We start from the raw sequence: 12,963 nt of genomic DNA, 5'->3' as shown, positions 1-12,963 counted from the left end.
TTGCCTGGGCCTTTTCTTTGGGCGCGATCGCATTGGCGGATCGGCGGAGGTACTGCGAATTCACTCGCCGTAGTCCGCCCGGAGGGCCAAGGGCTTCGCGGGCCCACAGGGTGCAACGTAAGCCGATTGCAGGCACGGTCGTAGCGGTTTCCGGACTTCGCGCACAGTTGCATACAGACCGCTCATAGCCGTCAGCGTAAGTTGCCGTCCCCCCTTCCGCATTGCATCCGCGAACCTAGACTGCGAAGTTACGGAGTGCGAGCGCGCTCCGCCGCAGAGATCACACCTGCGTCCACTCCTGGAACATGCAGCGGAGCGATGCCATGACACAGCTGAAAGGAACCTCCTCACCCGGCCACTACCGTCGCGTCGCCTACGGCCTGCTGGTCGTGGCGCTAAGCGTCCTGCCAGCGCTCTCCGCGCCTGCGCAGGCGTCATTACCGCCCGCCTGGGCCAGCGCGCCCGATGGCGGCGCCAACATGCTCACCACTTTCTGGGCCTGCGTATACCGGGATATCAACCCACCGAACTGGGAATACGTGCGCTACATCGAAGCCGCAAGCAAGGGCGAAGCCGAGGCCAAAATGCGTGTCGAGCTACCGGACCATCAGATGCTGATCGGTTGCAACCCTACTGGATTGTGACTTCAACGTCCCCCGACGATCCCGCGTGGGGCACCTGATCTGATCGACTGGTAGCTGGATCAATAAGCCCGGTACTCAACATCGCAATGCGGGAGGGCGTTGGTGTTTTTGACTCTGACGCATCATCGCCGCTCGAAAAGGCGGGTGCCGTGATTCACGGAACATCACGAGGCAGTTCGCCTACGCGGAAAGCGGAGTGCCGAGTGCTCCCGGTTGGGCTCTTCCTTATTACATCATGAATCGACTCAAACGAAGATGGATTCGCTGTCATCGCATGGCAGCCATTCGTCAATTTGAGGAAAATGTCGTGAGCAGATCAATCACCGTCGCTACACTGCTGGCAGCTGCAATGGCGCTTTCCTGCGTGGCAGGTACAGCGGCTGCAGTCGGGGGCGGGAGCCAGAATCAGTATCCAGGCGACCAGAATCAGTACCCCCGAGATCAGAACCAGGTGCCAGGAGCCAAGCTTTGGGTATGCGTGGTATCAACCGTCAGCCATGTCCCGCCTTTCAATGTAGTTGTCTGGGCGCGCAATAAACAGGAGGCGATTGACCGTGCGAAAGCGCGAGCTGGGTTCGGTGCGCGTGTTCATTCATGCTTTGACACCAATCAGCGTACGCCCTGAGGACTTGGAAAGCGCTTTCGCCTGAGCGAAACAGCCATGCAACGGGTAGGGCTCCCCGCGGCCTTCCTGCGTGTTGAAGTCGACGGAAGGCGATCCTGTCGAAAGGGGCTGCCTGGCAGCTGCGACCGAGCGCCTGATATCCGATCACCACCGTGCACGCAGCATGCGGTAGCGTGCTCAAACGAAAAACCCCAGGCAGGCCTGGGGTTTTCTATTTCGCCAAACTCATGGATCAGAACGAAAGGCTGACGCCCGCCACCGGACCCTTGAACTCCTGCTTCAGACCGATCACGCCGTCGCTGCCGCGCTGATCGACGTCCAGCTTGAACCAGTCATAGCCAGCGAAGATGCCGAACGTATCGGTCAGGCGGTACTCGACGATCGCATTGGCGCGGCTCAGGTCGCCCTTGTAGTCATCGAAGTTGCCCCAGCTGGTGTTGAGGTACTGGCCCTGCAGATTGATCATCCAACGATCCGCCGGATTGAAGGTCATACGCGCGCCGACCACCGGGGCCACGCCGTTTTCCTTTTCATCCAGGAAGCGGCCGTTGTAGACGGTGCCCAGGTCCGCGAAGCCCTTGGCGCTGATCTGTGCCCACTCGGCACCGATCTGCAGGCCCAGGTCGAAGCGGTCGGTGTCGACGACGGAGTAGTCATACACCAGGGTGGCGACCTGATACTTCAGTTCGGCCTTGACGAAGCTGCCTTCCGGGACGTTGATGTCGCCGAAGGCGATGCCGTCGTTCAGGGTCTCGCGACGATCTTTGTCCCACTTGAAGTAGTCGAAGATCAGGCGCTGGCGGTCGCTGAAGCGGAACACGCCGTCGACGCGCGGCTCCCATTCCTTACCGCCCATGCTGAAATCTTCGTTCAGATTCACGTCCTGGCCGGCAATGGTGGTGCTGCCGCGGATCGTGTTGTCGGTATCGATGTTCATCGCACCCAGGCGCAGCGTGAAGCGGTCGTCGCCTTCAGCAGCGTGCGCGGTAGATGCGAAGCCGGCGCCGACGGCGACCAGCGAGAGAGCAAGCAGGGTGGGAGCGGAGCGCATCGGCGAAATCCTTGCAGTGGTTCAACGAAAGTTGCCCCACTATCGCTATCGCCGCGTCCACCATTCGTGAAGGTATGGTGGAGAACGCGTCAGAAAAGGCTTAATGCACAGCGCGCCAAGGGGCCCTGGCAGGCACCGATACAGAGAAAAAAAAGTCCCGCCAGGCAGTGGCGGGACTCGGTTACCGACCTGCAAACTGCGCCGACGAGGATGAGAGAGGGCAGGTCGAGGGGTTGGACCCCGCCCCGCGACCAAAGTTCAATGGTGCACTGCGACATGGCCACGACCCCCGCTGGGCCTGATTGTCCTGCCCCCGGATGGAAAAATCCCGGCCATCCCGTAACTTGCACCGATCCGGTATGAACACGCAGCGGTTGTCTCGCAAATTGTCCCATTGCTATAATTTGGCGGCTCGACGAGGCACCACGCTGCTGCCTCACGCCTTTCCACTCCAATGTGCGGGACGTCTCTGTGCTGAATTCCGTTGATCCGGGTCGGCGACTGATGCTGCGCGCCGCGGTCTATCCGCTGGCGGCAGTGATTGTCCTGGCCCTTGGCTTCCTGCTGGTGAGTCCGAAGCATGCGCTGGGCGCACTGCTGTCCGGGCTTGCGGTTTCAGCCGGTGGCTGGGTGGCGGCACGGATGGCGCTGGGGGGCGGTGTACAGGCGGCAGGCTCGGCAATGGCACGGCTGATCATCGCGGTGGTGGCCAAGTGGGCGGTGGTGTTTGGTGTGCTGATCGTTGGATTTCTGGTATTCAGGCTGCCCGCATTGGCACTCCTGGCCGGTATCGCGGTTGGCTTGATGTTTCAGGTCCTGGCTCTGGCCAGGCGTTGATCGAATTTCTAAATAACTAAGGTTCCGGACACATGGCAGGCGAGGCGTTGACACCCACCTCCTACATCCAGCATCACCTGCACAACCTCACCGTTGGGCAGGGCAGCCCGTGGGCGCTGCACCTGGATACCATCGCCACGTCGGTCCTGATGGGTCTGGTGATGGTTTTCGCTTTCTGGATGGCGACCCGCAATGCCACGGCCGGCGTGCCGGGCAAGTGGCAGGCCTTCGTGGAAATCTGCCTGGAGTTCGTTGACCGGCAGGCCAAGGACACCTACCACGGCACCAGCAAGCTGGTGACGCCGATCGCGATCACGATCTTCTTCTGGATCCTGTTGATGAATCTCATCAAGATGATCCCGGCCGATTTCATCGCCATGCCGCTGGAAGCCCTCGGTGTGCCGTACTGGAAGCCGGTCCCGACCGCTGACGTCAATGCCACCCTCGGCATGTCGATCAGCGTGTTCTTCCTGATGCTGTTCTTCGCACTGCGCTCCAAGGGCATTGGTGGATTCACCAAGGAGTTCCTGACCGCGCCGTTCGGCAAGTGGATGCTGCCGTTCAACCTGATCCTGAACATCGTCGAGTGGCTGAGCAAGCCGATTTCGCTGGCGATGCGACTGTTCGGCAACATGTTCGGCGGGGAAATCGTCTTCCTGCTGATCTGGGTGCTGGGCGGTGCAGGTATCGCCGGCATGTTCGCAGGCGCCTTCGCCGGCTTCGGCTGGATGCTGTTCCACCTGTTGGTGATTCCGCTGCAGGCTTTCATCTTCATGATGCTGTCCATCGTGTACCTGAGCCTGTCCGAAGACAGTCACTGAGTTTCGCTGCACCCTTCATCCGTTAGTTTCCATATCCCTTAGCAATCACGTTCCCGGAGAAAACCATGTACTTCGCCGTCCTGACCAATCTCGCCCAGGTCCAGAGCTCCACCGTCCTCGCCGTCGGCATCATGATCGGCCTGGCCGCGCTGGGCGCAGGCCTGGGTCTGGCCATCATGTCCGGTAAGTTCCTGGAATCGGCCGCGCGCCAGCCGGAACTGATCCCGGTGCTGCAGGTCCGTATGTTCATCACCGCCGGCCTGATCGACGCCGCGTTCATCATCTCGGTCGCCGTGGGCCTGCTGTTCGCCTTCGCCAACCCGCTGGTCGGCGAGTTCGTCTCGCGCCTGCCGGCAGTGGCTGGCTGATCCAGCCTCTGTGAAACGACCGGGCACCGCTGGTGCCTGGTATCGGATGAAGGTTCGGGGGTGCCGCCCACCGGGCGGCACTTCCACCCCGTCACCACCGACTGAGCGAATAAAATGGAAATCGGTTTTACACTCATCGCCCAGGCCCTGGCCTTTGCAGCCCTGATCTGGATCATCGCGACCAAGATCTGGCCGCCGCTGATGAATGCGATCGAAGAGCGCCAGCAGAAGATCGCTGAAGGTCTCGCCGCTGCCGATCGCAGCCAGAAAGATCTCGCCCAGGCCCAGGACAAGGTCAACGAAGCCCTGAAGGATGCACGCGGCAAGGCCAATGAAATCATTGACCAGGCCCACGCGCGCGCCAACCAGATCGTTGAAGCCGCCAAGAATGAAGCGATCGCCGAAGCCAACCGCCAGAAAGAACTGGCCCAGGCTGAAATCGACCTCGCCGCCAACCGTGCCCGCGAGGAGCTGCGCAAGCAGGTGTCCGCGCTGGCCGTAAGCGGTGCGGAGAAGCTGCTCAAGCGCGAAATCGATGCCAACGCCCACAAGGCGCTGCTCGACGAGCTGGCTTCGGAGATCTGATATGAGCCAGGCCCTCACGCTTGCCCGCCCTTACGCCCGCGCCGCCTTTGCGACCGCGCGTGACGAAGGTGCGTTCGCGCCGTGGACGGATGCGCTTGCGTTCTCCGCCCATGTCGCCGCCGACCCTCGCGTGTCGGCCCTGCTCGCCAACCCGGAGCTGGGCCGCGACGACGCCGTCGCGCTGCTCGCCCCGGACCAGCGCAGCGAGACCTTCTCGCGGTTCCTGTCCATCCTCGCTGATGCCCGCCGCTTGCCGCTGCTGCCGGAAATCGCCGGCATGTACGACCAGCTGCGCGCCGAAGCCGAACACGTGGTGAAGGCCACGGTGACCTCGGCCAACGAACTGTCGCCCGGTGAACTGGACGCGATCAAGGCTGCGCTGCGCAAGCGCTTCGGCCGCGAAGTGGATGTGTCCACCGCGGTGGATGCGTCGCTGATCGGCGGCGCCGTGATCGACGCCGGTGACGTGGTCATCGACGGTTCGCTGAAGGGCAAGCTTGCCCGTCTGCAGACCGCACTCGCTAACTGAATTCAATTAAACGTCCGGCGTTACCGCCGGCACTAGGACTCGACGATGGCAACCACGCTCAATCCCTCCGAAATCAGCGAACTGATCAAGAACCGCATCGAGAAGGTCAAGCTGGCCGCGGAATCGCGCAACGAAGGCACCGTGACCAGCGTGTCCGACGGCATCGTGCGCATCTTCGGCCTGGCCGACGTGATGCAGGGCGAAATGATCGAACTGCCCAACAACACCTTCGCCCTCGCCCTGAACCTGGAGCGCGACTCGGTCGGCGCCGTGGTGCTGGGTGATTACCAGAACCTTCGCGAAGGCGACGTGGCCAAGACCACCGGCCGCATCCTCGAAGTGCCGGTTGGTCCGGAGCTGCTCGGCCGCGTGGTGAACGCGCTGGGCGAGCCGATCGACGGCAAGGGCCCGCTGGGCACAGAACTGACCGCTCCGGTGGAGCGTGTGGCCCCGGGCGTGATCTGGCGCAAGTCGGTCGATCAGCCGGTGCAGACCGGTTACAAGTCGGTCGACTCCATGATCCCGATCGGCCGTGGCCAGCGCGAGCTGGTCATCGGTGACCGCCAGACCGGCAAGACCGCCCTGGCCATCGATGCGGTGATCAACCAGAAAGACACCGGCATCAAGTGCGTGTACGTCGCGATCGGCCAGAAGGCGTCGACCGTGGCCAACATCGTGCGCAAGCTGGAAGAGAACGGCGCGCTGGCCCACACCGTGGTCGTCGCCGCCACCGCCTCTGAATCGGCTGCGATGCAGTACATCAGCGCCTACTCGGGCTGCACCATGGGCGAGTACTTCATGGATCGCGGCGAAGACGCCCTGATCGTGTACGACGATCTGTCCAAGCAGGCTGTCGCCTACCGCCAGATCTCGCTGCTGCTGAAGCGTCCGCCGGGTCGCGAAGCCTATCCGGGCGACGTGTTCTACCTGCATTCCCGCCTGCTCGAGCGCGCCGCCCGCGTGTCCGAAGAGTATGTGGAAAAGTTCACCAACGGCGCCGTGACCGGCAAGACCGGTTCGCTGACCGCACTGCCGATCATCGAAACGCAGGCCGGCGACGTGTCCGCGTTCGTGCCGACCAACGTGATCTCGATCACCGACGGTCAGATCTTCCTGGAAACCGATCTGTTCAACGCCGGTATCCGTCCGGCCGTCAACGCCGGTATCTCGGTGTCGCGCGTGGGTGGTTCGGCCCAGACCAAGATCATCAAGAAGCTGTCCGGCGGCATCCGTATCTCGCTGGCCCAGTACCGTGAACTGGCTGCGTTCGCGCAGTTCGCCTCGGACCTGGACGAAGCCACCCGCAAGCAGCTGGAGCGCGGTCAGCGCGTCACCGAGCTGATGAAGCAGAAGCAGTACGCGCCGATGTCGATCGCCAACCAGGCGCTGTCGATCTACGCCGTCAACGAGGGTTACCTCGACGACGTGCCGGTCAACAAGCTGCTGGCGTTCGAGGAAGGCCTGCACGCCCATTTCGCCAACACCCAGGGCGAGCTGATCGGCAAGGTCAACGCCACCGGCGGTTGGGACAAGGACATCGAAGAGGCCTTCAAGAAGGGCATCACCGAGTTCAAGACCACCGGCAGCTGGTAACAGCGCACGTGGAGCGGGGCCAGTCCCCGTTCTACCGTTGAACATACGGGAATAAGAGATGGCAAGCGGACGCGAAATCAAAACCAAGATCAAGAGCGTGCAGAACACCCGCAAGGTGACGCGCGCGCTCGAGATGGTCTCGGCCTCCAAGATCCGCAAAGCGCAGGAGCGGATGAAGACCTCGCGTCCGTACGCGCAGGCGATGAAGCAGGTGATCGGTCACCTGGCGCAGGCCAGCACCGACTACCAGCACCCGTTCCTGGCCGAGCGCGAGCAGGTCAAGCGCGTGGGCTACATCGTGATCTCGTCTGATCGCGGGCTGGCGGGTGGCCTGAACAACAACCTGTTCCGCAAGACGCTGGGCGAAGCCCGTGCGTGGCAGGAAAAGGGCGCTGAAGTCGACATGGTGACCATCGGCCAGAAGGCGTCCACCTTCTTCCGCCGGATCAAGGTCAACATGGTCGGCAGCGTGACCCATCTGGGTGACGTGCCGCGGCTGGAATCGCTGATCGGCGTGATCAAGGTGATGCTTGATGCATTCACCGAGGGCAAGGTCGACCGCGTGTACCTGGTGTACAACCGCTTCGTCAACACCATGACCCAGACCGCCAGCTTCGACCAGCTTCTGCCGTTGCCGGCGGCTGAGAAGCAGGTCGCTCACCACGACTGGGACTACCTGTACGAACCCGATGCCGCGACCGTGCTGGAGCACGTGATGACGCGTTACATCGAGTCGCTGGTGTACCAGGCCGTGCTGGAAAACGTCGCCTCCGAGCATGCGGCACGCATGGTGGCGATGAAGGCGGCCAGCGACAACGCGAACAAGCTGATCGGAACCCTGCAGCTGGTCTACAACAAGGCCCGCCAGGCAGCGATCACCCAGGAAATCTCCGAAATCGTCGGCGGCGCAGCAGCAGTCTGACGCGCACGTCCAAAGCACACATTTAGAGGATGCAGCAATGAGTCAGGGCAAGATCGTTCAGATCATCGGCGCGGTCGTCGACGTCGAGTTCCCCCGTGAGTCGGTGCCGAAGGTGTATCACGCACTGAAGGTCGACAACACCGAAATCACCCTCGAAGTCCAGCAGCAGCTGGGCGACGGCGTGGTCCGCTGCATCGCCCTCGGTTCCACCGATGGCCTGAAGCGCAACCTGGTTGCCACCAACACCAACCGCGGCATCTCCGTGCCGGTCGGCGCGGGCACGCTGGGCCGCATCATGGACGTGCTGGGTCGCCCGATCGACGAAGCCGGTCCGGTCACCGCCAGCGACACGTGGGAAATCCATCGTGCCGCGCCGTCGTACGAAGACCAGTCCCCGGCCACCGAGCTGCTGGAAACCGGCATCAAGGTGATCGACCTGATGTGCCCGTTCGCCAAGGGCGGCAAGGTCGGCCTGTTCGGCGGCGCCGGCGTCGGCAAGACCGTCAACATGATGGAACTGATCAACAACATCGCCAAGGCGCACAGCGGTCTGTCCGTGTTCGCCGGCGTGGGTGAGCGTACCCGTGAGGGCAACGACTTCTACCACGAGATGAAGGACTCCAACGTCCTGGATAAGGTCGCGATGGTGTACGGCCAGATGAACGAGCCGCCGGGCAACCGTCTGCGCGTTGCGCTGACCGGCCTGACCATGGCCGAGTACTTCCGCGACGAGAAGGACGCGTCGGGCAAGGGCAAGGACGTGCTGCTGTTCGTCGACAACATCTACCGCTACACGCTGGCCGGTACCGAAGTGTCGGCACTGCTGGGCCGCATGCCGTCGGCCGTGGGCTACCAGCCCACCCTGGCCGAGGAAATGGGCGTCCTGCAGGAGCGCATCACCTCCACCAAGAACGGCTCGATCACCTCGATCCAGGCGGTCTACGTGCCGGCCGATGACTTGACCGATCCGTCGCCGGCGACCACCTTCGCCCATCTGGATTCGACCGTGACCCTGTCGCGTTCGATCGCCTCGCTGGGTATCTACCCGGCCGTGGATCCGCTGGATTCGACCAGCCGCCAGATGGACCCGCTGGTCATCGGCCACGAGCATTACGACACCGCCCAGCGCGTCCAGCAGACCTTGCAGAAGTACAAGGAACTGAAGGACATCATCGCGATCCTGGGCATGGACGAACTGTCGGAAGAAGACAAGCAGGCCGTGACCCGCGCCCGCAAGATCGAGCGCTTCTTCAGCCAGCCGTTCCACGTGGCCGAAGTGTTCACCGGCTCGCCGGGCAAGTACGTGTCGCTGAAGGACACCATCCGTGGCTTCAAGGCCATCGTCGATGGCGAGTTCGACCACCTGCCGGAGCAGGCGTTCTACATGGTCGGCAGCATCGAAGAAGCGGTCGAGAAGGCCAAGAAGATGGCCGAGAAGGCCTGATCCGGGACGGGCGGGAGCGATCCTGCCCGACCTGACACCGGCGCCGGGCACCCGCCCGCGCCGTGGCTCCTCCCCGGTGGCATCGTGCCGCCGCGAACAGTGAAGAGATTTGCATGAGCACGATCCGTTGCGACATCGTCAGCGCCGAGCAGGAAATCTTCCGGGGTGAAGCGACCCTGGTCGTGGCCACCGGTGAGCTGGGCGAGCTGGGCATTGCGCCCAAGCACGCACCGCTGATCACCCGCCTGAAGCCGGGCAAGGTCGTGGTCACCCAGGCCAATGGCGAGCAGCTGGACTTCTTCATCACCGGCGGCATCCTGGAAGTACAGCCGCAGGTGGTAACCGTGCTGGCCGATACGGCCATCCGCGCGCAGGACATCGATGAAGCCGCCGTACGCAAGGCCAAGGAAGAAGCCGAGCGCATGCTGGCCAATCGCGGCGAAGGCATGGAGATCGCCGAAGCCCAGCAGAAGCTGGCCGAAGTGACCGCCCAGCTGCAGGCGCTTGAACGCCTGCGCAAGAACTTGAAGCACTGACCGCTGCCGGGCGGCGGCGACCCGATTGGGCGCCGCGCTTGCACGCGACCGCTTCACCTGCGCCGGCCTTGTGCCGGCGTTTGTATTTTACGTGCATCGTCCAGGATGCCGGCGCGAACTGTGCGCCGGTTCCTCGTGCTGGCCACTCACCGGGCTCACCCTGTGTGCTTCTTCTTCTGGAAGGTGCGCCATGGCTATTCTCGATTGCTGTCGGACAGTGCTGCTTGCGACGTTGCTGCCTGCCGCCGCGCAGGCCACTCCGATGGATCGCTTCGTTGCCGTCGCCGCCGAGCGCAATGCCATCGCGCATGAGGTAGCCGCGTTCAAGTACCCCGCCGCGCGCCCGGTGGAAGATCCCATCCGCGAAGCACAGGTACTGGAGGGCAAGCGCGTCCGGGCGACCCAGCTGGGCCTGGACGCCGAGGCGGTCGTGCACTTCTACCGCCAGCTGATCGAGGCCAACAAGCTGATCCAGCATGTCGCCTTCCATCGCTATGCGGCAGGCGAGGTGCCACCGCCAGCGCCTTCGCTGGAGGCGTTGCGTCGCCTCATCGATGCGGCAGATGAAAAGCTGCTCGCGCTATGGCCCGACATTGCCCCGGAGCGCGGCCAGCCGGGCTGCACGAAGACGGTTGCCGAGGCAGTGGATCGCAGCATGCAGGAGCCCCTCGGGCATGTCGCGTTGGTGCGGGCTATGATTGATCTTTGTCGCCCCGAAACGGGCGGCGCGCGCTGACAAAGCAAGGAAAGCACGGGTGCAGCAGATGATCAGCACGACTGCGGCCACGAGCCGCTGGACCCGACTACGGCAGACGCCGGGATTCGCATGGAGCGCCCTTTGGCTGGTTCTCTGCCTGCCGTGGCTGCTTGGCATCTGGACGATTCCCTTCGATGCGGTCCAGCAGTTCTTTCCGGCAGTGAGCTTCACCGCGCAGCAGCTGCTGCAGCTCGACTTACCCTGGTGGAATCCTTACCTGCACGGTGGATACCCGCAGTTGGCCGATCCGCAGATGATGACCCTGCAGCCGACCGTGGTGCTGCCGATGCTGCTGGCACCGACGTCCCTGCACTGGTTCACGGTGGTGATCCTGCTGCATGTGCTGGTGGCGGGGATGGGGGCGTTGAAACTTGCGGCAACGCAGGGATTGCAGCGCTTGCCGCAGCTAATGTTCGCCCTGGTCTTCCTGTTCGGAGGGGTCGCGGCGGCGCGCCTGCAGCATACCCCGATGATCGTCAGTTACTGCATGCTGCCCTGGCTGTGGCTGGGTCTTTCGCGGCTGCGGCATACCGGGCGATGGCACTACGCACTGCTGGCCGGCATCGCGGGTGGGCTGTGTGCGCTGCAGTTGACCCAGGTCACGTATCTGATCGTGCTCGCGTGCGGGCTTTATTCGGTGGGCGCGCTCGTCGCCGCTGATCGCCAGCGCGTTCGCCTGTTCCTGCAGTTGGCCGTGGTGGGGGCAGTGGCTGCGCTGATCAGCGCACCGCAGTGGCTGTCGACATTCGCGTGGCTGGCGCAGACCAATCGCGATGGCGTCACGCTCGACACCGCGCTGCCCGGGGCCATCCAGTGGCAGTCCCTTGCCACCCTGCTTTCAGGCAACATCTTCTCGCAGGGCCGTGGTGACAGCTGGGCATTCGGCGATATCACGACCGACTATCTCTACGTGGGCGCGGTCCCGCTGGCGGTCTGGCTGGCGTGGGGCGGCGAGGTCATTCGTCGCACGCCCACGCAGGCGCGCGTCGCGTTGGCGGTCTTCGTTTTTGCGGTCCTGTTCGCCTTGGGGGGCGCGACGCCGGTGTTCCCGCTGCTGTTCGAGTGGCTGCCCGGGCTGGACCTGTTCCGTCGACCGTCCGATGCGCTGTTCCTCGCGGTGCCCGCAGCGGCATGGTTGGGTGCGTCCGCCTTGCAGGTTGCACTCGCCCAGCACGGGCTGCGACCGCATTGGCCATCAGTGCTGGTGACGGGCCTGCTGGCGGTGGCCAGCGGTTGGCTGATCGTCAGCACTGGCCGGTTGCCAGGGTTTGCCTGGATCGCGCTGAGTGCGGTGCTGGGGACGCTGGCCGTCCACCAGCTGCGTCGGCATCGTGCGCCCGCACGCTGGGTGCTCGGGTTGATTCTGATCGATCTGCTGGTGTTCAACGTCAGCACCTCATTCAACGCACGCAGTGCGACCCGTCCCGTCCTTACCGCCAGTCGCGCTGGCGCGGCGCAGAGTGCGTACCAGCTGTTGTCCGCGCAGCGCACCGCCTCCGGGCCGCAGCGTGCCTTGGTCTTCGGCATCGGTCCGTTGACGAACGGTGCGGCCGTGCACGCGCTGCCGTTGGCCAATGGCTATAACCCGCTGCTGGATGCCCGCTACCTGCGGATGGTCGGCATGCCCGGCGATCCGTTGGAGAACGTGCAGGACAAACCGGACACCCCGTGGACCGGGGACTTCAACGCGCCCTTGTATGACCTGCTGGGTGTGCGGTGGGTGCTCGCGCCGGGCGCCTTCCCCGGCTCGCGGGCCCACGATGATCAACTGCAGTATCTGCGTCGTGACAGCGTGTTGCCGCGCCTGCTCAACCCGCGCCAGGTGCGCTGGCATGAAGAGGACCTGCCGCCCGCCGCGGCCTTCAACGAGACCGACTTCGGCGCCGCGCTGTGGTTGCCGCAAGGTGCGCAGCGGGGCCTCTGCCCGGAGGCCGCAAGCGGTGTGCTGCAGGTGCTGCAACAGCACCATGCGGCGAGCACGATGACGGTGCGGGTGCACGCTGACGCGCCCGCGTGGCTGGTGGTGAACGATGTGATCGCCCCGGGCTGGAGGGCGGAGATCAACGGTGAGGCGACAGACGTACTGCGCGCCAATGGATTGTTCCGTGCCGTCTGCGTACCCGCGGGCACGCACGAGGTGACACTGCGATTCAGCCCCCTGCAGTTGTGGCGCGAGGGCCTGGCGGCGCGCCTGGGCCGGTAGCGGTCCCGTCTCGGCGTGCCGGGCGGGTCTGGACGTTGGCCCCGCCGT

13 protein-coding genes are annotated in these 12,963 nt (G+C 63.8%); 12 read left to right on the top strand and 1 reads right to left on the bottom strand.

The window, feature by feature from the left end:
- Window positions 1-323 precede the first annotated feature (323 nt).
- A complete protein-coding gene (locus tag ABRP17_RS05900; protein ID WP_372486917.1) occupies window positions 324-644 on the top strand; it encodes a hypothetical protein in 321 nt (106 codons plus the stop codon).
- Between the two features lie 857 nt (window positions 645-1,501).
- Here ABRP17_RS05900 and ABRP17_RS05895 read toward each other — a convergent pair.
- Window positions 1,502-2,320, bottom strand: a complete 819-nt coding sequence (locus tag ABRP17_RS05895) for a hypothetical protein (RefSeq protein WP_349986546.1) — start codon at window positions 2,318-2,320, stop codon at window positions 1,502-1,504.
- 471 nt (window positions 2,321-2,791) lie between these two features.
- Here ABRP17_RS05895 and ABRP17_RS05890 point away from each other — a divergent pair, with 471 nt between their 5' ends.
- The 11 genes from ABRP17_RS05890 to ABRP17_RS05840 all read left to right on the top strand — a co-directional run bounded on the left by ABRP17_RS05890 (window position 2,792) and on the right by ABRP17_RS05840 (window position 12,915).
- Window positions 2,792-3,157, top strand: coding sequence for a hypothetical protein (locus ABRP17_RS05890; protein WP_188325069.1), 366 nt, complete (start codon window positions 2,792-2,794; stop codon window positions 3,155-3,157).
- A gap of 32 nt (window positions 3,158-3,189) precedes the next feature.
- Window positions 3,190-3,978, top strand: coding sequence for a F0F1 ATP synthase subunit A (gene atpB, locus ABRP17_RS05885; RefSeq protein WP_349986547.1), 789 nt, complete (start codon window positions 3,190-3,192; stop codon window positions 3,976-3,978).
- A 65-nt stretch (window positions 3,979-4,043) separates the two neighbouring features.
- Entirely contained in the window at window positions 4,044-4,346 is a 303-nt protein-coding gene (gene atpE / locus ABRP17_RS05880; RefSeq protein ID WP_188325067.1) for a F0F1 ATP synthase subunit C, read from the top strand.
- Window positions 4,347-4,460: 114 nt separating this feature from the next.
- Entirely contained in the window at window positions 4,461-4,931 is a 471-nt protein-coding gene (locus ABRP17_RS05875) for a F0F1 ATP synthase subunit B (protein ID WP_188325066.1), read from the top strand.
- Between the two features lies 1 nt (window position 4,932).
- On the top strand, window positions 4,933-5,460 hold the full coding sequence (locus ABRP17_RS05870; protein WP_188325065.1) for a F0F1 ATP synthase subunit delta: 528 nt from the start codon (window positions 4,933-4,935) through the stop codon (window positions 5,458-5,460).
- A gap of 45 nt (window positions 5,461-5,505) precedes the next feature.
- The gene (gene atpA, locus ABRP17_RS05865) at window positions 5,506-7,053 is read left to right on the top strand and encodes a F0F1 ATP synthase subunit alpha (protein WP_349986550.1); all 1,548 of its coding nucleotides are present in this window, start codon (window positions 5,506-5,508) and stop codon (window positions 7,051-7,053) included.
- Window positions 7,054-7,111: 58 nt separating this feature from the next.
- The gene (atpG, locus tag ABRP17_RS05860; protein ID WP_188325063.1) at window positions 7,112-7,975 is read left to right on the top strand and encodes a F0F1 ATP synthase subunit gamma; all 864 of its coding nucleotides are present in this window, start codon (window positions 7,112-7,114) and stop codon (window positions 7,973-7,975) included.
- Between the two features lie 37 nt (window positions 7,976-8,012).
- Complete coding sequence (gene atpD, locus ABRP17_RS05855; RefSeq protein WP_188325062.1) at window positions 8,013-9,419, top strand: F0F1 ATP synthase subunit beta; 1,407 nt, start codon at window positions 8,013-8,015, stop codon at window positions 9,417-9,419.
- A 113-nt stretch (window positions 9,420-9,532) separates the two neighbouring features.
- A complete protein-coding gene (locus tag ABRP17_RS05850; RefSeq protein ID WP_188325061.1) occupies window positions 9,533-9,955 on the top strand; it encodes a F0F1 ATP synthase subunit epsilon in 423 nt (140 codons plus the stop codon).
- A gap of 190 nt (window positions 9,956-10,145) precedes the next feature.
- On the top strand, window positions 10,146-10,691 hold the full coding sequence (aroQ, locus tag ABRP17_RS05845) for a gamma subclass chorismate mutase AroQ (protein WP_349986552.1): 546 nt from the start codon (window positions 10,146-10,148) through the stop codon (window positions 10,689-10,691).
- A gap of 28 nt (window positions 10,692-10,719) precedes the next feature.
- A complete protein-coding gene (locus tag ABRP17_RS05840) occupies window positions 10,720-12,915 on the top strand; it encodes a hypothetical protein (protein WP_349986553.1) in 2,196 nt (731 codons plus the stop codon).
- Window positions 12,916-12,963 lie beyond the last annotated feature (48 nt).

Origin of the sequence: Stenotrophomonas sp. WHRI 8082, from assembly GCF_040223995.2 — a bacterium.
GTDB lineage: Bacteria > Pseudomonadota > Gammaproteobacteria > Xanthomonadales > Xanthomonadaceae > Stenotrophomonas.
Note: the sequence above shows the minus strand (reverse complement) of the source record. Positions and strands in the feature narration are given on the sequence as shown.

Excerpts from the sequence above, each read along its gene's own strand:
- ABRP17_RS05900 (WP_372486917.1), top strand. The coding sequence starts at position 324 with ATGACACAGCTGAAAGGAACCTCCTCACCCGGCCACTACCGTCGCGTC.
- ABRP17_RS05895 (WP_349986546.1), bottom strand. The coding sequence starts at position 2,320 with ATGCGCTCCGCTCCCACCCTGCTTGCTCTCTCGCTGGTCGCCGTCGGC.
- atpB (WP_349986547.1), top strand. The coding sequence starts at position 3,190 with ATGGCAGGCGAGGCGTTGACACCCACCTCCTACATCCAGCATCACCTG.
- atpE (WP_188325067.1), top strand. The coding sequence starts at position 4,044 with ATGTACTTCGCCGTCCTGACCAATCTCGCCCAGGTCCAGAGCTCCACC.
- ABRP17_RS05875 (WP_188325066.1), top strand. The coding sequence starts at position 4,461 with ATGGAAATCGGTTTTACACTCATCGCCCAGGCCCTGGCCTTTGCAGCC.
- ABRP17_RS05870 (WP_188325065.1), top strand. The coding sequence starts at position 4,933 with ATGAGCCAGGCCCTCACGCTTGCCCGCCCTTACGCCCGCGCCGCCTTT.
- atpA (WP_349986550.1), top strand. The coding sequence starts at position 5,506 with ATGGCAACCACGCTCAATCCCTCCGAAATCAGCGAACTGATCAAGAAC.
- atpG (WP_188325063.1), top strand. The coding sequence starts at position 7,112 with ATGGCAAGCGGACGCGAAATCAAAACCAAGATCAAGAGCGTGCAGAAC.
- atpD (WP_188325062.1), top strand. The coding sequence starts at position 8,013 with ATGAGTCAGGGCAAGATCGTTCAGATCATCGGCGCGGTCGTCGACGTC.
- ABRP17_RS05850 (WP_188325061.1), top strand. The coding sequence starts at position 9,533 with ATGAGCACGATCCGTTGCGACATCGTCAGCGCCGAGCAGGAAATCTTC.
- aroQ (WP_349986552.1), top strand. The coding sequence starts at position 10,146 with ATGGCTATTCTCGATTGCTGTCGGACAGTGCTGCTTGCGACGTTGCTG.
- ABRP17_RS05840 (WP_349986553.1), top strand. The coding sequence starts at position 10,720 with ATGATCAGCACGACTGCGGCCACGAGCCGCTGGACCCGACTACGGCAG.